The sequence below is a fragment of the Shewanella saliphila genome (assembly GCF_014648295.1).
Classification (GTDB): domain Bacteria; phylum Pseudomonadota; class Gammaproteobacteria; order Enterobacterales; family Shewanellaceae; genus Shewanella; species Shewanella saliphila.
The window spans coordinates 1-24,340 of the sequence record NZ_BMQV01000054.1; the positions used below are offsets into that span (position 1 = coordinate 1).

Here is a 24,340-nt window from a genome sequence, read left to right on the forward strand (position 1 = left end):
TAATCTACTTGGTGGATTGATTGCATATTGTTTAAAAGACGAGAAGCCATCATTAAATCTAACAGCTCAAGAACTTGAGCTGTTAGATAGCACTAATATCGTGTTTGCTTAACCAGATCTGAGGTTTATTAGGATCTGTTTTTGATGTTAGACCCATTCGTAGCTCAAATCATTAAAGCAGAAAACTTTGATAAGTTCACAACAAGTGATGTCCGCTCTGCATATTTTGCATTAAAAAAAGATCCCTCTTTGGATAGCGCAGAGATCAGAAGAATGATTTATGCAGAATTAATGAAGTTAGTAAAAAAAGGCTGGTTAGAGAGGAATATACAAAAGCAAAAGGGACAGACTAGATTCAAAAAAACAGTTCATTTTGATGCCACAAACCTTCCTGTTAAGCCTATGGCTTTATTACCTATTTCTGATATTGAAGGCATTGATAAACATAAGAAATTGAGCGCAAAACTAAACTACTATAAATCAGAACTATTATTGAGCTTAGGTGAATCAGAGGCATATAAAGAGATATACTTAGAGCTGCCTGATTTAGCTGAAGAGTTACAACCCAAGTACAATTTAGCGAGGGAAAATAGCACTAAATTGTTGGGGAAAATCAAGGCCATTGAAGCGATCATCGAACAGAGAAATATATGAGACTTAGACGTTGGCAAAATGCATGTATAGATTCGTCATTAAAACAATACCTTAATGGACAGTCTCATTTCTTGGTTTTAGCGACGCCTGGCTCAGGAAAGACTCTGATGGCCTCTGTTTTATCAAACCATCTATTGAAGAATGACCTTGTTGATTTAATCTTTTGTTTTTCCCCATCTTCGATAGTTTCCATGGATTTTGCTGAGTGCTTACAATTAAGATCGAATGAACGTTTTGACGGGCTAATTGGTTCAAAGGGCAGAGCTTATACTTATCAACATTTGCAGTACTTAGATGGTGCTTTTTGGGAGCTATTTGAAAAATATCGAGTATTCGTTATTTTCGATGAAATCCATCATTGTGCAGGATCTACTGTCGATAATGCGAATTCATGGGGAGAGCATATAATTCTGAACATTCAGAACAAAGCTCGATTCACCATGGCATTAACCGGCACGCCTTGGCGCTCAGATACGGCCCCTATCGTTTTTGCTAGCTACGCCTCACCAGATGGTGAAATCTCATGTGATTACGTCTATGGGCTTCATGAGGCCATTTTAGACGGTGTTTGTCGCGTACCTCAGATAATCGCTATTGATAACAATCATATTTCAGTAATAGAAAGTAATGAAACCGTCGTTTTCGAAAGCTTTGATGACCTACTGTCTAACTCCCAAGTTGCATACCAGGACGTAATCGAAAATGAGGATGTAATAAAACATATCATCACTTCGGCTAGTAAAAAGCTAGATTTTATAAGACTTGAAAACTCTAATGCCGCTGGCTTAATCGTAGCGTCATCGATAGAACAGGCCAATAGAATTTCAACATTTGTAAAAAAATGGCTTGAAGAAGAAGCGGTTGTAGCTACCTATAAGGAAAATGACCCGACAGCCATTATTCAGCGATTCAGACATTCAGAATCCAAGTGGATTATTTCTGTTGGAATGATTAGTGAGGGAACTAATATCCCTCGCCTACAAGTGTGTTGTTATCTCTCAAACATAAAAACTGAAATGTATTTTAGGCAAACACTAGGACGAATTCTTAGAGTTACAGACACTACTAATCAAGAAGCAATTCTTTATATGCCAGCGGAACCCAAGTTACTAGAGTATGCTTATAGAGTTAGACATGACGTGCCTGTTGAGGCTGATGTTGTAAAATTTGAAACAATGCAATCACTGCTCGTCGGCGATGAGACTAATAGTCAAAACAAAACAATTTCGTTGAAAGGGCCAAGTATTGATTTGGCCGGTAATGAAATTAAACTAAATGATTTCAATGAAAACATTGATAGCTTGTTCGATGAAGATTTTTTATCAACTTCATATGACCAAGTGATGAATATATTCGGTCGCTTCAAACAAGAAACCATAGGCCTAGGGTTAGGGTTAGGAGAGTTGAAGTAACTTTACTTACTTCAATCTAGATTATTTATCATTATACAACTTGATATCGTTACTTAATCAAGATTTTGAAACTGGATTAACAATAAAAGTTATTTTTTGTGGTTTGTCCTGAAGAGATCGAATAAAAATAGGTTCGGACTTCACTCCTGAGTAGTTTTTATCTATCATTTCACAATCATCTAAATGTTTAATTAAACTTTTTATAGCGTCTTTGTATTTTTCAGGAACCCGCATCACGACTGTTTTTTCGTATTTAGTTTTTCGACCTGCACCAGTTCGAAATCCGCCATGTTTTACCTTGTGCTCAGCTTTTTCTTCAGACATGTAAACTCCACCTTGGTTTTGTTACATAATCAAAATACCTTGAATAAATTACAGAATCAAGAGGGTCTCAATACTTTTAATGATGAGGGATGGCTTTGCATGCTTTTAAATTAGGAAGATGGAGGTAAATATTTATGTATGGCTGTAATCTTTTGAGAATTGCACATTTATTGCGCTAACAAGTAATCGTCCGATATGAGTACTCTTTAATCCCATCATTGGAAAAAAACTACGATAAATAAATGCACTTTCAATACCGTTTTTGAGTTTATTTTTGATTCATCTTCAAACACGCTTTCTAATGTACATCAGTATTAATAGGCGATCTGGCATGCAAAATATTAGAACCGACATCAAAGCTTCAAATAATCAAAATCAAACACTGTTCTCAAATTACATTGTCCATAACTACGGGACTTATTTGAGGAACAATGATATTTACCTTAAAGATTATAGAGAACACTACGTGTATGAAAGTAGTAATTAGCGGACTTGGTCACATTATATTTAGCTATTTCTCTAAAGCTGTCTTATAAAGTAGCAGCTGATATTTTTTAGCCACTACTGTTAGTGATCTAAAAAAAATCATAAAACACCCTTATGTTTGTACCCCCTGGTTCTAAAATACATTCAAGATGAATTTTTTTGTAAACGTAGATATTGATAAGTTATCAAATAACAAGTTTTTCAACTTTAATCATCTAGACATATTTTTCATGTAAAATTGTAAACCCAAGCACATTAACACGACCTGAATTTACAATTACAATATAATTATTAGGGAATTAACATTTGTCAAAAGCATTTACAATTTTTAAAAGCTGTAAGTGAATTTCGTTCTTAAATCTGTAGCGTCTTTTTGATTGTTTTCATAATCCAATATTGAAAAATCAATTGATATACCGAAATTTTCGAGTTTACCATCCAATTGATATGCAAGGTTAACCGTCCATTCATTTAAATCTTTTCCAACTATGGGATTGTCAAAAGATGTATAAAATAATTTACCTTTAACATTAGAGATAGTAGAACCTAACCCCAGTTGATACGAATTTGTGCCCGCTTCAAATGCAGCAACACCCGCAGTTTTAGTAGTGGCAGTAAACTGATAATAAGCTCCTTGACCTATGCCTCTAAAAACTCTATTTTCTCCTTCATTTCCTCCAGCTAATGTATAACCAGCGAAAAAATCTACTCCTCCCTGACTGAAACCTATTTTAAAGCCCAAAAGATCATTATCGACTAGCTCATTTTTATCCCACTTAGTTTTGTAATATTGCATTGCAATATAACTGTTAAAGTTAGTTGGCAATGTATATTCTACATCCGCATAGAGAGCTTGGACTTCATTTATTACATTTGCGTACTGTGAGTTAATTTTAACTTTTTTAGCTATCCGTTTATTAACTTGTGCGAAAAAGACGCCATCATTGCCTATTTTATAAAAGTCGCCAGGGGAACCAGAACCATTATAATCAAAATCAACAAATTCATTATCAACATAAAATGATTTATCTGTTCGAGTCTGATATTTAGTCACATAACCAATCGAAATATCAGTATCCTCAAAATGACTTGAAGATACCTGATACATTTCAAAAGACTCTTTTATTAATCTTGAACCTGAGTTAGCGATCAAGGGTGATGAAAAGTGTTGCCTACCTCCAGAAAACACCGTATCACCAAACTGATACCTCAAAAAAGCTTCCGATAATACAAGACCTTGTGCGTTTATACTGCCCGCAGTTCTATCATCATCATCATTGATGTTACTAACGTATGATCCCTGTACTTCTCCTCCCAATTTAAACCCATTAAACTCTGATGTATTAAAAGTAACATTACCACCATTCACCCAAATCGAGCTATTCTCTGCATTTGAATCGTCAAAATCTTGTTCGAAATAGTACGATTTCGCTGTACCTCCAACATTACCATTGTGTATCCATTCAGAAAAACTTTCAATATCACCATTAGAGAATGCATTATTACTCATTGCTAATAGCACCAAAACATATTTATTATATTTAAACATATAAACCTTATTAACGTTAAGTTACAAATAAGAAACCATATTAAGTAAAACTAAAACCAAAGATAAACAAATAAATTACAAACCCAATCGATAATACAAACTAGAGCATTTTTAACAGTGATCTATTTCACAACAAAAAATATCAAACCGACATAAATATTAATTTAAAATAAGACATAGGTTTAAAACCCAAGTTAAAAACTTAGGTAGAAAAATTAAAAAAGACGCAAGTTTAAAACCTGAGTTAAAAACCTAGGAGAATAGAGCGTTAAAGCATATATTTAAAAAACAAAAAAACAAACGACCAAAAATATCAGGCCGACATCAATAATGTTAATTAGATCAATATATATAAAACCACAAACGTTACAATAAAAATAAGCGAGGCACGTTTAAATAAAAATATTTTATACACTATATAGGAAAACTCAGACCATGATTAAAAAACACATTCTATTAGCACTTATAGTTGCATTTTCAAGTCAATCATATGCTACAACGATAGATTCTGAATCATTCAAAAAGTTAGATTACAAAAGTGCTGTCACGACAGCTCATACACTATACAAAAATAATGATGGGATAATGATAAAAGTTCTACCCAACAAAATAGTTGCAACTTTCGCAGATGGAAAAAGTAGTTCTGTAGCTATACCAAAAGATCAATTCTTTCTTTCAATAGCTCCTTACATTAATAGTTCTCACCCATGTACCAATCATGTTTTAACAGGTTGTACCGGTGAGATAAAAAATCAAACAATGAAAGTTGTCATGATTGATACTGACACAGGTGAAACATTAATAGACAAAAAAATGACGACACAAAGTGATGGATTTATAGACTTTTGGGTTCCAAAAGATAGCAATTTAGCATTTAATATTTACTATGAACCAAAAGACGGAAGCAAAAGAGTGGCGAGAGAAGTATTGTCTACTTTCAATAACGATAGAACTTGCATTACAACTATGAAACTTATTTAAAGTTAATATTTAAATATGGCTTGTAAAAGGACTGGAATTATTCCGGTCTTTTTATATAAAAAATGGAAATCCTTTTCCATAAAATATCATGCATTAACATGACCTGAGTCTTTGTGGTTTTCTTGGGAGCACCTACAAAGGAACTCAAGATAATCCTTTATCTGGTTGATGAAATTGTTATTAGTTACGACCAGTGCACGTGGGTTATTTTCCAACTACCATCCACTTGTTTAATTAACACAAGCGTTTCCATGGCCATCGAGTCAATACTTTTACCCTTATATTCACCTTGGGCGTGACTTATTGACGTTGAAATGGCAACGTCACCCGTAATCGTTATTTGGTGTTCTTTTGGCGTTATGGTTAACCCTTTTAAGTAGGCCATATCCGCAAGCATATGATGATTGGCATAATCTGTAAGTGAACGCTCTACTTTTCCACCTTCATAAATTTGAACATTGGCTGCTAATAACTGCCTAACAATAACCTCATTGCCCGTTTGTAATGCAGCATGAAATTGTTTGACGACATTGCCCGCGGCGGAATCAACACCGATAAACGCTTTTTGTTCTATAGGGTGAGTTTCATCACCATGGGCAAAGCTCAATGAGCTTTGTCCTGCGGACATCAGTAATATCCCGGTGGTTATGAGTATTGTTAAAGGTCTATTTTTCATTTTTATCTCTCTGTCAATTTATAGTGATTATCCAAGACTCATAGGACCAAGCACGCTCGAAAGTACCGCTGTTGTCGCTAATATCAGTACTGCTATTAATGCTTCTAATCCAATCGATTTTTGTAGTTTTTGTTTTGCAAATGATGGAGGCGCAATCGTTAATTTCGGTACTAAAACCAATTTATGCCATGCTGCTATAAGCAAAATGATAGCCACCAAACAGAGCTTGATGGTGACCGCGATACCATAATCGGAACTGAATAATTCAGTGGGGCTATCAAACAACATCCACACCATTCCCATGCCTGAAAGCAACACTAGAATGACAATCACTATGCCTAAACGACCAAATGTATCCATGACATTCTTTATGACGATGTTGTCATCGGTGCTACATAATTTCCATAATGGATAAAAAGCGCCTATCCAACTGCCAATGATCAAAACGTGTATCAATATCAAGCCTTGAGCAAGCAATCCCAGTTCAGTGCTATGGCCAATAAGAGTAAACGTGACAGCAATTAACAGACTGCTGATAATGGCTAATACCGCAGAAAACGTTTTGAGATAGCGGTTCTTATGTAACAGTAAACCACTAGCCACTAGCATTAACCCAAAACCGATTAAGCGCCAAAGCACAGTTTGCCCTACCTGGGTTGGCCACAGAAAAGCATGCATCTGCGCATCGAACATTCCCATCAAGCCGTTTTCAGCAAAAGCCCCTATTTGCGCAAAATAATTGATACTAACGGCAATCAACCCCAAAACAGCACCTAGGCCGGTATATTTTGTAACGCTAATGCCTAGGTTCGGTTGGCCCTTAATGAGATATTGCATCAATGTGCCGCCAATAACGGCGGCAACACTAAGATAAATAACCCATTTAGATATCAACACCGATATGTCAAACACGGTTAATATCATGTTTACTCATCCACTTATTGATGTGCAGTGTGCTCGCTAGTCTCATGCTCCATTGTCATAGGCGTTGCACTGCGAGTGTTCATACCAGAGTTATGTAGCATAAAGCTCATGTTGCCTTTCATCTTATGACCGTCGTCACCCATGATCATCCAGTTAACTGTGTAATTAGCTGCGTTTAATGCTGGTAGGGCGAATGAAAATTCAGCTTGACTGGCCGCACTTGAAGGTAATGTTAACGGTACGCTTTGCTGCTTCTCATCTTGCATTGTTAATTTGACCAAACGTACCGGAGCCGTAAAGGTCAGTTCAAGCGTTGTTGGGGCTTGACTTAGCATGGCACCGTTAGCGGGCATAGAACTGCTCAGTCCGACATGAGCAAATGCTGAAGCACTCAAGAATAGACTTGTTACGACTAAAACGTTGTTAAATAATTTCATGATATTTCCTTTTATATTGTTTTTAACGATCGAAAACGGTTTACATAAATGATTAAATATTGGCTGAGCTAACATATTGGCACCAAGCTTATAACTCAGTGTACGAACGAGGTCTTAGAACCACGCTCTAAAACCAATAACAAACTGGGTTTCTTGTGTATCTTCCCCTTCATTTCGGCTGTATTCGGCGGTATTACCGAGTTTCTGACGCCAATCCACACCGATATAGGGTGCGAACTCTCTAACAATCTCGTATCTCAATCGCAGCCCTGCACTGACGTCAGATAAGCCAGAGCCTATTCCAAGTTCAGCATCGTCCTTACCAAATAAATTAACTTCTACTTCAGGTGTGAGTATCAACTTTTGAGTGATTAAGAGTTCATATTCCGCACTCAAGCGCATAGCCGTACGGCCTTGGTCACCTATAAATAAGGCCGCGTCAATATCAAAGAAATATGGCGCTAACCCTTGAACCCCAATCACAGCCCAATTACGAGTCGGCGTCGGTTTGATATCGGTTTTAATACCGAATTGTACATCCCAGTATGGTGCGATGGGCTTACTGTAAAGAGCCTGAATTTCAAGATCTTGCTTATCACTATTTGAATATTCACCTTCAGTTTTAAGCCACAACTTATTCAAATCGTAACCTAACCAGGCTTGTGCACTAAACTGGGTGGGATCTTGCGGATCCACGCCTTTTTCAAATTGATCCAGCATGACTTTTGTTAATAGAGGGTCATCATTACCGCCGGCAAACACAGCTGAGCTAGTCAATGTGGCGCTCAGACTCAACAGTCCCAAGGCCATTAAATTCGTTTTATTCATCTGTATTCCCCTTATTTCACCACGACTTTTCTGAACATGCCTGGCATGTGGAATAACAAGTGGCAATGATATGCCCATTGCCCTTTTGCATCGGCGGTGACTAAGTAACTGATCTTAGAACCCGGCTGAACTAATACAGTGTGCTTACGGGGAATAAAATCAGGGTCGCCTGTTTCTAACTCACTCCACATACCATGCAAATGCATAGGGTGAGTCATCATCGTGTCGTTCACTAAGGTGATCCGCAGTCTTTCTCCGTATTCAAACTCTAATGGCGCGGCGTCCATAAATTTCACCCCATTCACAGACCACATATAGCGGTTCATATTGCCGGTTAAATGCAGTTGAATTTCGCGGCTAGGTTGGCGTGTGTCGTAGGTAGGATGTAAGCCTTTAATGTCGCCATAAGTTAATACTTTGCGGTTAAATTGCTGTTGATGGTCACGCAATCCAATCCCGGGGTCGTGTAAGCCACTTTTTGGGGCATCGGCACGCATATCCACTTGTGGGCCGAACTCGGTGTCAATGTGTTTAATTTCATTGTTACTGCCAAAGCCTGCAAGCCCTAGTCCTGAGACTGTCGCTTTCGCAGCGTCCATTGCCATTTTGCTGTGTTCCATCCCTGACATATCACCGCCACCCATAGCCATCTTGCTGTGATCCATGCCTGACATATCACCGCCGCCCATAGCCATCTTGCTGTGATCCATGCTTGACATATCACCGCCGCCCATAGCCATCTTGCTGTGGTCCATGCCTGACATATCGCCGCCGCCCATAGCCATCTTGCTGTGGTCCATGCCTGACATATCGCCGCCGCCCATAGCCATCTTGCTGTGGTCCATGCCTGACATATCCATGTCACTCATGTCCATACCCATATCACTGTGGCCAAGGACAGGCCTTGGATCCATTGGGGGAATAGGAGAATGTAAACTGGGATCTGAGGTAAGGTTACCTACCGTAAAACCGGTGCGGTCGATACTCTGAGCAAAAATACAATAGGCATTATCAACCTCTGGCTCAATAACCACATCATAGGTTTCAGCAACACCTATTCGAAATTCATCCACAGACACCGGTTGAATGTTCTGACCATCACTGGCAACAACAGTCATTTTAAGACCCGGTATACGCACATCAAATATGGTCATCGCAGAACTATTTATAAAGCGTAAGCGCACTTTATCACCTAGTTCAAACAACCCTTGCCAGCCCTGTTGCGGAGGATTGCCATTCATTAAATAGGTGTAAGTTGAACCCGTAACATCAGATATGTCTCTGTCACTCATGCGCGCGTTATTCCACATCGAACGAGCGTTCCACGTATTGGCTAAACCATTTTTATCTACGTCAGAGAAAAAATCCATTACCGTACGCTCACGGTAATTATAGTAATCGGCTTGTTTCTTTAATTTGGCATAAATGTTTTCAGGGGCTTCGTCAGACCAATCAGACAGCATGATCACATAGTCACGATCATATATGACCGGATCGGGGGTCGCAGGATCAATCACAATAGCGCCGAATAAACCGGTTTGTTCTTGATAGCCTGAATGACTGTGATACCAATATGTGCCACTTTGCTGGACGGTAAATTGATACTCAAATGTTTCACCTGGTTTAATACCATCAAAGCTAAAGCCAGGCACACCGTCCATTTCAGTGGGTAAAATAATACCGTGCCAGTGAATAGAACTATCATGGTCGAGATTATTTTTTACTCTTAAAGTGACAGTTTCACCTTCTTTCCAACGTAATAACGGCGCGGGCAGTAGTTGGTTGACCACAGTGGCCCGAGCAGATTTTCCGGTAAAGTTAACCATTTTATAGTCAATTGATAAGTCAAACACTTTGCCAGAGAGCTGGCTCAACGATTGGCTTAACGCATTGGCAATGGCATTTTTAGGGTAAGGGATCGACATCAATGCCAACATGGCGGATGCACCAAATACAAACCGGCGTCGGCTGTGGTTGGGGTCACTGTCTGGCGTTTGAATCATCGGTTTTATCATGTATTGCGAATTCATTGCACAGACTCCTCAAGAGAGTTCACTTGGGCGTAAACTTCACTACTGCCATCTTTTTTCAACAGTAAGACTTGATATGGCATAAATTTATCTTGGTATTCCATGCCAGGGCTGCCCACTGGCATAGCGGGTACGGTTAAGCCGATAGCATCTTTAGGAGGGGTGGCTAAAAAACGACTAATCAATTTTGCAGGGACATGTCCTTCAAACACATAACCTTGAGATGACACTGCGGTATGGCAAGATTGCATTGAAGCAGGAATGCCCTTTGACTGTTTAAACTCATAAAGGTTGTTAATATTGTGGGCACTAACACTAAATCCACGCTCACTAATATGCGTTAGCCATTTCTCACAACAGCCGCAATTAGCATCTTTATAAACGGTGAGTAATGGCTCCGTAGTGCCGGGCTCTGCTGCACGGGCAATTAATATCCCTCCCATAGTTTGCAGAATAAAAATAGTACCTATGACACGAAAAAAACTAATAGAATTGCGATATAGAGCAGACATAATATTGCCTCCAAATCAAATTTCGTCACATTAAACAACGCGGTTTAATGTCAGTTTATTAACCAAAAGGTTAAAAAATTGAAACTACATGATTGGCTAGGACAGCTAGCAAAAAAAAGGCGTAACTGTGCCTATGTTAGGCAAATATTGGAGGACGGTATAAAGAAGAACGATACTGAGGCATTAGTGCTGAGGTAAACATTGTTGCGGCATTAACTAAGCTGACTTCTGATTTAAGCGTTGGCATCGCCATCGTTAAAGCGACTGATAAACATGATCCGACAGGACAATGGCACGCTTGGGCGCAGCAACTATCATCCGCATCATCACTCATATCCATGTTCATGTTCATTTGCATACTAGCGTCATGACATGCTTTGCCATTTTCAGCAGGCATATTTGAAGTCGTCATTGAATTCATTGGCATAGTACCAGGCATAATCACAGACGCAAAAGTTTGACCGACAAACGTCAGTAAAACAAACATCATGATTAAGTGGATTCTACGCAAAATATATCTCCAATGATTATCAAATAATAGTAGTGAAAAATACTGCATTTAGCAATGAAAATTTATTTGAAAAACATAATTTAATGAAAATAAAAATAACATTTTAAAATAAAAAATATGATAAAAATCAATCTAATATAAAATAACGATGCAAATTTTTATCTGCATCGTTATCCTAATCAACTAAATATTATCATTCCTCATGTATCAATTTAGTACGACGCCATAAAAAGAATACAACGGGGACAATTAATAGTGTCAGTATGATTGCACTAACCATTCCGCCGACCATTGGTGCAGCAATCCTACTCATCACCTCGGAACCGGTTCCAGTACCATAAAGGATAGGCAATAATCCAGCTATGATTGCTGCTGCCGTCATCATTACAGGACGTACGCGCATACCTGCACCTTGAATAACAGATTGAGTCAACTTTAGTTCATCAAATTTTTCTAGCTGCTGTGAACTATGATCAATCGCTTCTCTATAGGCTTGGTTTAAATAAACAAGCATAATGACGCCGATTTCGACAGCGACACCCGCCAATGCAATAAAACCGACTCCTACTGCAACTGAAAAATTGAAACCTTGTAAATACATTAACCAAATACTGCCCACCATGGCAAAAGGCAATGTCCCCACAATAATTCCAACTTCAACAACATTGCGGAAATTCATGAACAATAAAATAATGATAATAAATAAAGTAAATGGTACTACGTAAGTAAGCTTTGCTTTAGCTCTTTCCATATACTCATATTGACCAGCCCAAGTAATAGAGTAACCGGCAGGTAATATCAATTTATCATCCACAACTTTTTGTGCTATATCAACATAACTACCAATATCAACATCCTCAATATCAATGTAAGCCCAACCATTAAGGCGAGCATTTTCACTTTTGATACCCGGAGGTCCATTTTCAATAATAACGTCCGCAACGTCACCCAAAGAAATTCTCAAACCTTGCGGAGTCACTATAGGCAATAAAGCTAATGCTTCAGGTGAATTGCGATAATCCTGAGGATAGCGTAGGTTAATGGGGTATCGCTCTAACCCTTCAACGGTTTGTGAAATACTCATACCACCAATCGCTGTGGCCACAACCTGTTGAACATCCGCTATATTCAAACCATATCGAGCAGCATTCTCACGCTGGATATCAACTTTAATATAACGTCCGCCTGCAACTCTTTCAGCATAAACTGACGAAGTCCCCTTAACATCTTTAAGGATTTCTTCTAACTGTTTACCAATTTTTTCAATTTCCTTGAGATTAGGTCCAGCAATTTTAATGCCTACAGGTGTTTTGATCCCTGTCGCCAACATATCTATTCGGGTTTTAATTGGCATTACCCATGCGTTAGTCACACCTGGTAACTTAACTAATGAGTCTAGTTCTTGTTTTAAACTCTCTGTAGTCAGGCCTTCTCTCCACTCGCTTTTGGGCTTAAGTTGAATAAACGTCTCCACCATTGTCAGAGGTGCAGGATCCGTTGCGGAGTCTGCTCGACCAACCTTACCAAATACAGTTTTAACTTCGGGCACAGTGTAAATTAACTTATCCATTTGTTGCACTAATTGGCGTGCTTTACCAATAGAAATACCAGGGTAAGTTGTCGGCATGTACATTAAATCACCTTCATCTAATGGAGGCATAAATTCACTACCAATTTTATTTAGTGGCCACACACCAATCAACAACACAAATAATGCAAATAACAGCGTTATCTTCGGAAACGCCAGTACTTTTCTCAACACAGGCACATATACTGCTGTTAAAAGTCGATTAACCGGGTTTTTGTGCTCAGGAAGTACTTTTCCGCGAATAAAGTAACCCATTAGCACTGGAACTAATGTTATAGCTAACGCTGATGACACAGCCATTGCGTACGTTTTAGTAAACGCAAGCGGTGAAAACATCCTTCCCTCCTGTGCTTCGAGGGTAAATACCGGTAAAAAACTAACAGTAATAATCAGTAAACTAAAAAATAAAGCAGGGCCAACTTCGCTGGCAGACCGAGCTACAACCTGCCAACGGTTTTCTGGCGTCAATGGCGTTCGTTCCATATGTTTATGCATATTTTCAATCATGACAATGGCGCCATCGACCATGGCACCAATTGCAATTGCAATACCGCCTAAAGACATGATATTGGCATTCAAACCCTGCAAGTGCATAATAATAAATGCCGTTAAAATACCAACTGGAAGGCTAACAATCGCCACAAGTGATGATCTTACATGCGCCAAAAAAACCATACAAACTAAAGCAACAACTAAAAATTCCTCTAGCAGTTTAAACCCTAAGTTTGATACAGCTCTCTCAATTAAGCCACTGCGGTCATAAACCGTCACAACTTCCACGCCCTCAGGAAGGCCCTTTTTTAATGTCTCTAATTTAGCTTTAACGCCATCAATTGTCTTTTGGGCATTTTCACCAAATCGCATCACAATAATGCCACCGACCGTCTCACCTTCACCGTTTAGATCAACGACGCCTCGGCGCATTTGCGGTCCAGTCCCGATATCCGCAACATCTTTTAGCAGTAATGGGGTGCCATTATTGTTCACGCCTAATGGGATATTGCCGATATCCTCTTTATTCTCAAGATATCCTGTAGCACGAACCATATATTCAGCTTCTGAGAGTTCGACAACAGAGGCACCAATTTCTTGATTACCACGGTTAATCGCCATTTGAATAGCATTTAAAGGTATACCAAAGGCACGCAACTTATCAGGGTCAACCTTAATCTGATACTGTTTAACCATCCCCCCTAGAGCGCTCACTTCAGAAACCCCTGGGACAGTTTGTAATTCATACTTTAAAAACCAGTCCTGTAGACTGCGTAACTCACTAATATCGTGTTTACCTGTTCTATCTACGAGCGCATATAAATATACCCAGCCCACACCTGTTGCGTCAGGTCCTAATTGAGGCTTTGCATTATCAGGTAACGTTGAAACGACTTGGCTAAGATATTCCAACACACGACTACGAGCCCAATATAAATCGGTTTCTTCATCAAAGATGACATAGACATATGAATCACCAAAAAAAGAGAATCCCCTGACCGTTACCGCACCAGGCACAGACAACATAGCCGTAGTTAAAGGGTAAGTGACTTGATCTTCAACTACTTGTGGGGCTTGACCTGGATAACTTGTTTTAATAATTACCTGAACATCAGATAAATCAGGCAAAGCATCAATAGGGGTATTTTTAAGTGAAAATAAACCCGCGCCGACGAGAATTGCACTGGCGAGCAAAACAAAAAATCTGTTTGCTACAGACCATCGTATTATTGATTCAATCATGGTTATTCTCCCATCTCCATTCCTGAATGATCTGCTTGATGTGTTGTATTAGATACATCATCAGTAGCTTTGGGATTGTGTATATTTACCACTTTGACCAAGCCGTCTGATGTTTTTTCTAATTCAATATGAAGCACAGCACCAACGGTAAATACAGAGAAATCCACACTGTCATCAACAGTAAAGTCCATGGTCATTTGTGGCCATTCCCATTCACTGATAGCTTGATGGTCCACATTAATCATTCGATGTGCAGCCATTAAGCTATTTACTTTTGCTTCTACCCAAGCAGTTTCTGGACTGATGGCTTGAATATTTTCTTGCTCATCGTCAGGTGCTCTCATACGTTTAAGGTCAGAGGTTTTATTTGATTCAGAATCCAATAGGAATTGTGCTGACGAGACAACAACATCTCCGTCATACAGGCCTGATTTTATTTGAATTTTATCATCATCGAATCGCCCTAACGTTACTGCTACAGATTTATATTTACCTTCACCGAGGGCAAGTACTACTCGGTCTGAGTTTCCTGTTCTAATCACTGCTTCCCTTGGTAGCAGTAATACATCCTCATCACTTCGTGTTTTTATCGACACTTGTGCAAACATATTCGGTTTTAATGCAGCATTGGTATTATCGAAGCGCAATCTCACTTTTAGCGTTCTTGTTTTACTATCTAATGCGGGGTAGACATAATCGACTTTTCCTTGCCAAGATTGACCAGGTAAATAATCTAATTTCATTTCAACTTCTTGCCCAACTTTAACCATGTTTGCTTGACGTTCAAAAACTTCAGCTTCAACCCATACTTGTGTTAATGAACCAATTGAAAACATTGTCATACCCGGCTTTACAAACGAGCCCTCCCTTACATTCAAATTATCAATAACACCACTTTGATCAGCGTAAAACGTAATATTTTGTTTAACTATTCTATTTTTTCGTAGCGCTTTAATCTCCTCGCTTGGTATTAATAATGCTTTCAACCGAGCTTCAGAAGCTGTAATCAAACGCTGATCATTTCGATTTAAAGCTAATAACATTTCTTCTTGTGCATTAACTAAAGCAGGAGAATAAATCGAATATATAGGTTGCCCTTTAATAACCGGATCACCTGAAGCTTTTACATAAAGTTCTTCAATCCATCCTTCGACTCTTGGATTAATATGAATAAGTTGATCTTGATCATATTGAACATATCCAACTGTTTTAATGCTTGTTTGTAGTGTGCCAAACGTTGCTACGGATGTCCGCATACCAAGTTTATTAATCACTGCAGGTGATATTTTAACGGCACCAGGTCCAAAATCTGTCGAATCGGTGCCATCTTCGTATACAGGTATAAGATCCATACCCATTGGTGATTTCCCTGGTTTATCACTACGATAATTAGGATTCATAGGTGCGACCCAATATGATGGCTTAGCTTTTGCGCTGTCCTCTGAAGCTATTTCATTCTTCGGTGTATATAAGATTGATGCACTAATACCAGTAAGAATACCGATAACTAATATGCTGATCATTTTTAAATTGTTGTTCATTTTACTTCTCCATCAACATAAGATTTATGTGAGATGCTAACTGGACCCACATTGGGGGTAAAAAAATAGTTCAATTGAACTTTAAGTTTCTGTAAATCAACGTTAATAGCCAAAGCATCTAATTGAGTATTCAATTGAGCAATGAGGGAGCGAACGACTTCAGCGAAATCTCCCTTATCATTCGTGTAAGCCGTTAGTGACGCATCTGCTTGATCTTGCATTTGAGGTAATAAAAAATCGTTATAGAGTTTCTGACGTTGTTCCAATTTAAGAAATTGCGCTTTCGCAGTACCGTATGACGCCATCATGTTTCGAAGCAGTAACCACTTTTCTGTTTTAATTGACTCTGACTGAGAAATAGCGGCTTGAACTTGCTTATCTTGCTTTGAAGAAGTAAATATTGGTAAATCAAAACTCACACCTATTGACAACAAATCATCGCGAGAATTACCCATAGGATCATCGCCTCGATAACTATATCCAGCGTTTAGCCCCCATTCAGGCTTATATAATTGCTTTGTTAACTCTACACCTTTCCGGCTTGATTCAATTCTTTGTTCCAAAGCTAATAGAAGTGGATGGTCAGAAAATGCTTCATATAAAGATTGTTGATAATTTGGGCTTTTTTCCTCATCTAGATATAAATTAGAATTAATTAGCTTAATTTGAGGAAGTGTATTTGGGACGGTAAACGTCGAAAATGACAACTCATAGTCTTGTTCATACTCTCTTCTATACTCACCAACGAATGCCTTACCAACCCATTCAGATAATTTCTGCTTAAGCATATTTTCTTCCTGAGCTAAGACGGTCAGCTTATCTTCGAGACGGGTCACCTCTAACTGAGCACGAATGATGTCCTGCTGATTAGATTTACCAAGAGCAGATGAATATCCTGCTTTTGCGACATCAGATAATTGTTCGAATAAGTTCCGATTACGCTCAATCAGTGCAATACTCTCTTGCGTTTTATATATATCAAACCAAATTTGAGCGGTGGTGACACTTAACTTAGCTCGTCTATCTTGTCTTAAAAATGGGTATTGCTCCGCCGTTAACTCAAGTTGCTGTTGGCGTAAACTTAAGCTATCCCCTCGCGGAAACATTTGAGTGACACCAATTTTCAATTGAGTCATTGCTTCTTGTCCAAAATCAAAAGTGTTTATGGACAAATTCGCTAAACCAACACTGATTTTTGGATCTGGTAAGGTTCCTGCCGCTATGCTTTCAGAATTAATAGCATCTTGTTGAAATTGATTACTGACTAACCAAGGATCGTTCGTCTGAGAAAGATAAACGGCTTCTTCCAGTGATAATGTCTGTACTGGTTCTGCCGCATATACCGCAGCGCTAATACCAATAAAGGACATCACTACGATTAGAATATATTGAGTGTAAATTTCACCCAATTTCTTGTAAATTAAAGACATAAAGCCTCCAAATTAGTTACCAATGCTCGAATTGAATTCGAAAAAAGGTAATATCTTGTTAATTTATTTTAAAAAAGATAAATGAACAGGAAGACGATCAAAAATTGATCAAGCCTTTCCTATCTAACAAGAAAATATTGGAGGACGATATAAAGAAGAGTTATATTGCGGAGTTGTATTTTGAGTCAAACCAGATATAAAACTACTCAAACTTGAGATGGTTACTGATTGGACAATTTTCATTTCAAGGGCAATTGAAAAGCAAGTACCTATCGGACAATCACATTGATTATCACAACAATCAGGAATGTCAGCGGTAGATGTTTTAACGGCATCAACATCTGATGTTAATTGGTGATGGCAAGCGTTAGTCGCAGCGGTATTCACTGGATTTGATTTACTTAACATTGAATTCATATCAGAGGGGCATGGCAAAATCACAGACGCAAAAGCTTGACTGACAAATGTCATCAAGATAAGCATCACTGTGATAATTCTCATACGATTCAAGACAGACTCCAACATTATTAATTGTGTTAATTTTAACTCTACTTGCCTAAATAATCCTAGTTAACTGTAGTGTTTTTTCACTTTAAACCACTGATACTTGACATAGATCACACTTCAAAAGCTCTAACTAAAAGATAGTCAGTAACGATAAAAATTAACATCTAATTGTCTTAACTTATCTTGGATCCTGGTGGGGGTTTGTGGCAACTATGTGGTTGATGATTTGCATTATCTTTGATGTTTTTATCCACAAATTGGTAGTAACTTTCCTTCACATGAGTCCACCAATCGTTATGAATATTAGCACCATGCTTTCTGATAACCGCTTCAATACCTTCTAAATTGATATGGCTGGCATCATAGGTTAGATAAATAACTTCCGATTTTTCATTATAAGTCACGTCATCTATGCCAAACGATTTGACTATATCAGTCTTTAATGTTTCTAAATTTTGATTATCAACTCCAGTTAATCTTAGGTTTCTGACAACTAAAGTCGCTTCTTTAACGCCCGGTCTATGTTCAAAATCACACATAATCTCTCTCTTAACCATTAACTCATCATTTCTCTGAAGTTTTAGATAAAAAGTAATTAATATAAAATGGCCAATTTTCTAACCTAGACCGTAAACAGCTTAGGTTAGAATCAAGATATTGATGGCAAAGTTAAAAATGCTCATTTTAATACTGCTATTATATTCATCACTGATACCAAAATATTGAAAAGTACGCATAGATATCTAGTGTTTACTCAACAATCAATACACCCTTATACATTTGCATCTGGCAATGAAATGGATACTCACCTTTTTCCAGTGCCGGTAAGGCTATCGTCGTCGTTTTATCAAGCGATAAATCTTGGCTAATCTCCAAGTAGGGTAGCAAGACAGTGGCTGAACATCCGGATTTATCTTGGCGTAAAAAGGTTATCTCTGTTGGTGTATTAGCCGAAATTTTAATTCGTGCTGGCGTATACACACCGTCTTTAACCAGTATCAATGTACTAGCGTCAACACTAGAATCGTTTGCCGGTTTATATAGCCAAAACCACCAAATGATAAAACCGATTAATGCGATACACAGTAAATTAATTAACATATTATGCCTCCTAGTGTTCCTTGGCTTTAAACAAACGTAAACGGTTAGCGTTACTCACTACGGTAAGTGATGAAAAGGCCATCGCAGCGCCAGCAATCACTGGATTTAGCAAAATACCAAAAACAGGAAAAAGCACACCTGCTGCTAAGGGAATACCCGCGACGTTGTATATAAACGCGCCAAACAAGTTTTGTTTAATGTTGCGCAGCGTTGCTTTACTAATGGCTATCGCATCGGCTAAGCCATGAAGTGATCCGCGCATTAAGGTCACATCAGCGCTTTCTATCGCCACATCAGTGCCTGTTCCAATAGCAAAGCCAACATCGGCTAACGCTAATGCGGGGGCGTCATTAATCCCATCGCCAGTCATGCCAACCACTTCATTTTGTTGCTGAAGTTCAGCTACTTTATTGGCTTTATCTTCTGGCATGACTTCTGCGAAAAAATCATCAATACCAACTTTTTTAGCCACTGCTGCTGCGGTCGCTTTATTGTCCCCGGTTAACATAATCACTTTGATGCCATTGAGTTTCAGTCTCGCAATCGCTTCAATTGAATCAGGCTTTATCGGATCTGATACCGCAATAATGGCCAGTAATTGCCCTGCAAGCGCTAAATACATTGGTGTTTTAGCATTTTCAGCTAACACTTGAGCCTTAGCTTCGTGAAGGCCAATATCAATGTGTTTGTCTAACATCAGTTTTAAATTACCAAATAGTAATGTCTGGCCATCCATTTCAGCTTCTACACCTTTACCTGAAATGGCATTGAAGTGCTCAGTGTCAATGGCTTCTATACCTCTATCATTCGCACTTTCTACAATAGCTTGCGCGAGTGGATGTTCGGAGTGACTTTCGATTCCAGCAGACAAGGCAAGTACCTGCTCTTCACTGTCGGCATTAACCAAAATAATATCTGTAACTTGCGGTTTACCTTCAGTAATGGTGCCGGTTTTATCTAATATCATGGCGGTTATTTTAGACGCGGTTTGCAATGCTTCACCGTTACGAATAAGCACCCCCGATTCAGCGGCCTTACCAACGCCAACCATCACTGACATTGGCGTTGCGAGACCTAGCGCACAAGGACAAGCAATAATTAATATTGTTGTTGCAGACACGATGGCAAATACACTTGACGGCTCAGGGCCAAAATTAAACCACACCATGGCACTGACTATAGCGATGATCATAATAGCGGGTACAAAGTAAGTGGCTATGACATCTGCTAAACGCCCAATCGGCGGCTTAGAGTTTTGCGCCCGTTTGACCATACTAATAATGCGAGCCAGTGCGGTATCCTTACCTACACGAGTGGCTTTAAATATGATTGAGCCTGATTTATTCAAGGTGCCAGTGACCACATCGTCACCTATCACTTTTTCAACAGGCATTGGCTCACCGGTCAACATTGATTCATCAATGGTGCTGTTACCTTCAAAAACCACCCCATCGACTGGAATTTTTTCGCCAGGGCGAACTTTTACATGATCATTAAGTAATACATGAGCAATATCGATGTCGAGGTCTTTCCCATCACGGATAACCCGAGCAGTTTTAGCTTGCAAACCAATGAGACGCTTAATCGCTTCAGAGGTTTTACCGCGCGCTTTAACTTCTAGTGCTAAACCAAGATTAATTAAACCAATAATCATTGCGGTCGCTTCAAAGTAAACATGTCTTGCCATCTCGGGGAACAATTGTGGAAATGAAACAATCAACATCGAGTAAACCCAAGCAGTACCGGTACCTAAGGCAATGAGGGTGTCCATATTGGCATTATGGTTTAAAAATGATTTCCAAGCGCCGATATAAAAATGCCTACCTGATATAAGCATAATTGCCAGAGTCACCACACCGACCAGTCCCCACACAGTTTGCTCTAATAGGGTTGATACCGTCATTTCGCCAATAAAAAGTCCATAAATCATCAACGGGATACCGACGGACAAGGCGATAATGGTATGGCGTAATAAACTTTTATAATGTTGTAAATCAGCCTGTTCTTTCTCGTTCATGGCATCTTCTGCCGACTCAGCCTGTATTTGAGTGGCATTATAACCAGCGCTTTCTACTGCTTTTATAATCAACTCGGCAGATGCGTTACCCGAAACAAGTACTGTTCTGTCGGCAAAGTTCATTTCGGCCGAATCAACGCCTTGCACGCTGTTAATCGCTTTTTCAATTTTGCCAACACAACTCGCGCAACCTGCGCCGAGGATATTGAGTTGTATTGTAGTATGGCCTGTTTTAGTCATCACTTAATCTCCATTGAAGCTTTATCAACATAATGGGGAACTCCTAATTCTTCTGAAACTATATCCTCTTGATTTGTATTCTCTATTAAATGGCAAATCATGTTTCCTGTGGGTATGTTGTCAGGCATTTGAGACCAATCTTGTATCGCCTTAGAAAGCTTACTTCTTAATTGCACCATTTCGTTGAACTGTTGCTCAGTTTCAAGCAGCTTTACTTTAATTAATTCGCGTACAAGTTGACATGCACTATCCCCAAGATCAGTCTTAGAAAAAATAACTTTAATATCTTCGACAGAAAATCCTAAATTTCGAGCACTCAAAATAAATTGCATCCTCACCATATCTTTATGGTTGAATGTTTTATAACCATTATTGGGAGATTTGCTTGGATTGAGTAATCCAATTCGAGTATAAAAACGCACAGTATCAGCGGATACACCCAATTTATTAGCGAGTTGAGCCACTTTCATACAACCTCCAAACCATCATAAATAACTACGATAGTTCAACTATAACTCTGTGTGTAACACACAGCTCAAGAAGTATATTAGGTATTGATAGGGCGCTATGATAGCGCCCTATTAATCCAATTAATGATTCATCATTTTACTGTGTTGTTTCATAATGATAGACATTAACTCTGCATGGTTAACCAGCTTAACTGATTCGCCTTTTAAGCTAGCCGTGTCTATTGTGATCTGAGGGGAGTCGATAAATTTGCGAGCAGATTTTGTAGTGAAAATATCCTTAGCTCTAACCTGAATATCTTCGTTCTTAGTTAAATTCAAACTCCAATATAATGCATCAGATTTTACAAAATTAGTGTCATCTGCTCCCGTTGAGTAAACATCATAAAACTGAAGTTCAAGCAAATGCTGACCAGGTTCAATGTCAATCTGTCCCTTATTAGCCACAGACTGGCCATCAACGGAAGTAAAAATAAGATAATCAGGTAATGTAATAGTAGCAGCCATTGAAACTGTGCTAGCTAAAGATAAAAGTGTAATTGCGATAAATTTTTTCATAAGAAACTCCAGAAGCTTTATGATGCTCATAAGTAAACGAGCAACAAAAATCTTTATAAATTAATAGTAAGTGATTAATTAAAATAAAGAATTAAGCAATTGGAGGGGGATTTTGACTTCCAAGCGAAGCCGGAGTTGATATCCATAAAGTCGAGTCAACTTTAGAACTTGTGAATAGATTGTTAATTAAATTTGAGCCCGATAACAAAACAAATGCATTAGCGACTACATGGCAATGGCTAATACAGTGGCTTGAATCTTCGGCACAACAGTTATCGTCATCACAATCATTGTCCATCATAACTGAATGTGACATAGAGTTAGATTGCATACTTGATTCAGACATATCGCTAGACATAGCATTACTTGGCACTAATAACTGTGTTATTAATGTCAATATAACTGCTAAATTTAGCAAAATCTTAATCATGCTATTATACTCAATTTAATCATGTGGACTACGTTAGCAAATTTTAGAATCAAATTCCATGATGTAAGTCACAATCCTAGGTCTATTAAACTATTCAATGAATCCTTACTTGACATAACACTGGTGAGATGCAGACCTGGGCGGGATATGTGCTCAGTACTATTTAGATATACCCAAGGGATATTGCAGAGAGCACAGAACTCAGGGCCACCGAGAGAATAGTGTTAACAATGCTTATGGAAATAACTGTTATGATGTTATGCAATAAAGAAAGCTGCTTTAGTAAAACGTAGAATGGGCAAAGGAGTATTTAATTATTAAACCTACCGTTTGGATTAACCCTGGTGTTGTCACAATATATGGCTCTAGCATAGATGCTGACGCTCATATGCATCATGCAATACAAGTGATATGGCCCTTCAGTGATTCGCGTTGTAATTTGAATGGAAGAAAGATAACAGGTGTAACGGTAATCGATTCAAAAGTTGATCATCAACTGGAAATGGTTGAAGGTTGGGTGTTACTTATTGAACCGAAAAGTAATTTGGGACGGGAGTTGGTTACTAAATTAATGGGTCAACCATTTAAGTCATTTAGAACAACTTTTTCAGAATCAGTTAATAAACCGTCTCAAACAGACGATTTTATTGAATTTTTAACACCTGTATTTGACGAATTAAAACTTACAAAACAGTTCTTAGTTGTTAATAAAAGCACAGTGGAAGATAGACGCATTCAACAATTGTTAATTGAATTAGATCAGTGTCTATATGGCGATTGTATCAAACCTACTAATTGGCGAGCTTCTGAAGTCGCTAACCAATTAGCTTTATCTGAAAGTCGTTTTCTTCATTTATTTAGTATAGAGTTAGGTATTGCGTGGCGACCATATTTATTATGGCGAAGAATGATCTGTGCTATTCAAGCGTTAATTAATGGTAACTCTGCTACAGATGCTGCTCATCTGGCTGGTTTTTCAGATAGTGCTCATTTAAGTCGAACATTTCGAAATAACTTCGGTATGACAATAAGGCAAGCTCATACTCTTTTCAAAAAAGTTAGCTAGTTTATTCAAGTTTTCTGTTGAGTGGTTGGTTATTCTAGTACAAACTCATTGAATAGGAATTTCTCATGAAACTCAAACTAAGCAGATCTATTTTAATCATCGTTGCATTGATAATCGTATTGGCAAGCTTAATACACGGCATCATTGCTGATATATCGATTTTTCATGGTCTGATTTTACACCCCATCTTTTTTTTAGTTGGACTTTCTTTGGCAGGGGCTGATTACACTTTTTGACCAGCGCCAAAAATAATATCTTCCCTGAAATCATCACTCCAACAAGCCCTATTGAATTTCTGATTTTGGCTTGTTTTAGCGGGATGTAGCTTCACTAGATT

General features: G+C 38.5%; 23 protein-coding genes and 2 pseudogenes. 6 read left to right on the forward strand and 19 right to left on the reverse strand.

What is annotated here, in order from left to right; genetic code table 11:
• From IEY48_RS20670 to IEY48_RS18115, 3 genes and pseudogenes are all read left to right on the forward strand, one after another.
• A pseudogene (locus tag IEY48_RS20670) lies at positions 1–112 on the forward strand (IS982 family transposase); the annotation flags it as partial.
• Between the two features lie 32 nt (positions 113–144).
• Entirely contained in the window at positions 145–654 is a 510-nt protein-coding gene (locus IEY48_RS18110; RefSeq protein WP_223419997.1) for a VspR family transcription factor, read from the forward strand.
• Positions 651–2,066 carry a DEAD/DEAH box helicase gene (locus tag IEY48_RS18115; RefSeq protein WP_160054377.1) on the forward strand — a complete coding sequence of 472 codons (1,416 nt, stop codon included), beginning with the start codon at positions 651–653 and terminating at the stop codon, positions 2,064–2,066. The genes IEY48_RS18110 and IEY48_RS18115 overlap by 4 nt, the downstream gene beginning before the upstream one ends.
• Positions 2,067–2,123: 57 nt before the next feature.
• Here the strand turns inward: IEY48_RS18115 and IEY48_RS18120 are convergent, their stop codons facing one another.
• Positions 2,124–2,390 (reverse strand): hypothetical protein, encoded by a 267-nt coding sequence (locus IEY48_RS18120; RefSeq protein WP_160054376.1) that lies wholly within the window; start codon positions 2,388–2,390, stop codon positions 2,124–2,126.
• 814 nt (positions 2,391–3,204) lie between these two features.
• Complete coding sequence (locus tag IEY48_RS18125) at positions 3,205–4,425, reverse strand: OprD family outer membrane porin (protein WP_160056775.1); 1,221 nt, start codon at positions 4,423–4,425, stop codon at positions 3,205–3,207.
• A gap of 435 nt (positions 4,426–4,860) precedes the next feature.
• Between IEY48_RS18125 and IEY48_RS18130 the strand changes: the two genes are divergently transcribed.
• Complete coding sequence (locus IEY48_RS18130) at positions 4,861–5,406, forward strand: CueP family metal-binding protein (protein ID WP_160056773.1); 546 nt, start codon at positions 4,861–4,863, stop codon at positions 5,404–5,406.
• 184 nt (positions 5,407–5,590) lie between these two features.
• On the opposite strand, the gene IEY48_RS18135 is transcribed toward IEY48_RS18130, so the two are convergent.
• From IEY48_RS18135 to IEY48_RS18210, 16 genes are all read right to left on the reverse strand, one after another.
• Complete coding sequence (locus IEY48_RS18135; RefSeq protein WP_160056779.1) at positions 5,591–6,034, reverse strand: YybH family protein; 444 nt, start codon at positions 6,032–6,034, stop codon at positions 5,591–5,593.
• 75 nt (positions 6,035–6,109) lie between these two features.
• Positions 6,110–7,006 carry a CopD family protein gene (locus tag IEY48_RS18140; RefSeq protein WP_160056771.1) on the reverse strand — a complete coding sequence of 299 codons (897 nt, stop codon included), beginning with the start codon at positions 7,004–7,006 and terminating at the stop codon, positions 6,110–6,112.
• A 14-nt stretch (positions 7,007–7,020) separates the two neighbouring features.
• Complete coding sequence (locus IEY48_RS18145; RefSeq protein ID WP_160056769.1) at positions 7,021–7,443, reverse strand: copper resistance CopC family protein; 423 nt, start codon at positions 7,441–7,443, stop codon at positions 7,021–7,023.
• Positions 7,444–7,557: 114 nt separating this feature from the next.
• Positions 7,558–8,271, reverse strand: a complete 714-nt coding sequence (locus tag IEY48_RS18150) for a copper resistance protein B (protein ID WP_160056767.1) — start codon at positions 8,269–8,271, stop codon at positions 7,558–7,560.
• Between the two features lie 11 nt (positions 8,272–8,282).
• Positions 8,283–10,301 (reverse strand): copper resistance system multicopper oxidase, encoded by a 2,019-nt coding sequence (locus IEY48_RS18155; RefSeq protein ID WP_160056765.1) that lies wholly within the window; start codon positions 10,299–10,301, stop codon positions 8,283–8,285.
• The gene (locus IEY48_RS18160) at positions 10,298–10,813 is read right to left on the reverse strand and encodes a DUF411 domain-containing protein (protein WP_160056763.1); all 516 of its coding nucleotides are present in this window, start codon (positions 10,811–10,813) and stop codon (positions 10,298–10,300) included. Before IEY48_RS18160 ends, IEY48_RS18155 begins: the two co-directional genes overlap by 4 nt.
• Positions 10,814–10,949: 136 nt before the next feature.
• Complete coding sequence (locus IEY48_RS18165; protein WP_229785973.1) at positions 10,950–11,324, reverse strand: hypothetical protein; 375 nt, start codon at positions 11,322–11,324, stop codon at positions 10,950–10,952.
• A 193-nt stretch (positions 11,325–11,517) separates the two neighbouring features.
• A complete protein-coding gene (locus IEY48_RS18170) occupies positions 11,518–14,646 on the reverse strand; it encodes an efflux RND transporter permease subunit (protein WP_160056759.1) in 3,129 nt (1,042 codons plus the stop codon).
• Between the two features lie 2 nt (positions 14,647–14,648).
• Positions 14,649–16,187: an efflux RND transporter periplasmic adaptor subunit gene (locus IEY48_RS18175; RefSeq protein WP_160056757.1), complete on the reverse strand. Its 1,539-nt coding sequence runs from the start codon at positions 16,185–16,187 to the stop codon at positions 14,649–14,651.
• The gene (locus IEY48_RS18180) at positions 16,184–17,617 is read right to left on the reverse strand and encodes a TolC family protein (protein WP_160056755.1); all 1,434 of its coding nucleotides are present in this window, start codon (positions 17,615–17,617) and stop codon (positions 16,184–16,186) included. Before IEY48_RS18180 ends, IEY48_RS18175 begins: the two co-directional genes overlap by 4 nt.
• A gap of 123 nt (positions 17,618–17,740) precedes the next feature.
• A complete protein-coding gene (locus tag IEY48_RS18185; RefSeq protein WP_160056753.1) occupies positions 17,741–18,127 on the reverse strand; it encodes a hypothetical protein in 387 nt (128 codons plus the stop codon).
• A 170-nt stretch (positions 18,128–18,297) separates the two neighbouring features.
• Entirely contained in the window at positions 18,298–18,663 is a 366-nt protein-coding gene (locus IEY48_RS18190; RefSeq protein WP_160056751.1) for a cation transporter, read from the reverse strand.
• A 211-nt stretch (positions 18,664–18,874) separates the two neighbouring features.
• Entirely contained in the window at positions 18,875–19,225 is a 351-nt protein-coding gene (locus tag IEY48_RS18195) for a cupredoxin domain-containing protein (RefSeq protein WP_160056749.1), read from the reverse strand.
• A 10-nt stretch (positions 19,226–19,235) separates the two neighbouring features.
• Positions 19,236–21,482: a heavy metal translocating P-type ATPase gene (locus IEY48_RS18200; protein WP_160056777.1), complete on the reverse strand. Its 2,247-nt coding sequence runs from the start codon at positions 21,480–21,482 to the stop codon at positions 19,236–19,238.
• A complete protein-coding gene (locus IEY48_RS18205; protein ID WP_160056747.1) occupies positions 21,482–21,952 on the reverse strand; it encodes a MerR family transcriptional regulator in 471 nt (156 codons plus the stop codon). Before IEY48_RS18205 ends, IEY48_RS18200 begins: the two co-directional genes overlap by 1 nt.
• Positions 21,953–22,072: 120 nt before the next feature.
• Positions 22,073–22,507 carry a DUF2057 family protein gene (locus tag IEY48_RS18210; RefSeq protein ID WP_160056745.1) on the reverse strand — a complete coding sequence of 145 codons (435 nt, stop codon included), beginning with the start codon at positions 22,505–22,507 and terminating at the stop codon, positions 22,073–22,075.
• A gap of 818 nt (positions 22,508–23,325) precedes the next feature.
• Between IEY48_RS18210 and IEY48_RS18215 the strand changes: the two genes are divergently transcribed.
• Both IEY48_RS18215 and IEY48_RS18220 read left to right on the forward strand, forming a co-directional pair.
• The gene (locus tag IEY48_RS18215; RefSeq protein ID WP_229786567.1) at positions 23,326–24,003 is read left to right on the forward strand and encodes a helix-turn-helix transcriptional regulator; all 678 of its coding nucleotides are present in this window, start codon (positions 23,326–23,328) and stop codon (positions 24,001–24,003) included.
• A 65-nt stretch (positions 24,004–24,068) separates the two neighbouring features.
• Positions 24,069–24,239, forward strand: coding sequence for a hypothetical protein (locus tag IEY48_RS18220; RefSeq protein ID WP_188922866.1), 171 nt, complete (start codon positions 24,069–24,071; stop codon positions 24,237–24,239).
• Here the strand turns inward: IEY48_RS18220 and IEY48_RS18225 are convergent.
• A pseudogene (locus IEY48_RS18225) lies at positions 24,227–24,340 on the reverse strand (ISAs1-like element ISSpu13 family transposase); the annotation flags it as partial. The gene IEY48_RS18220 and the pseudogene IEY48_RS18225 sit on opposite strands and share 13 nt — an antisense overlap.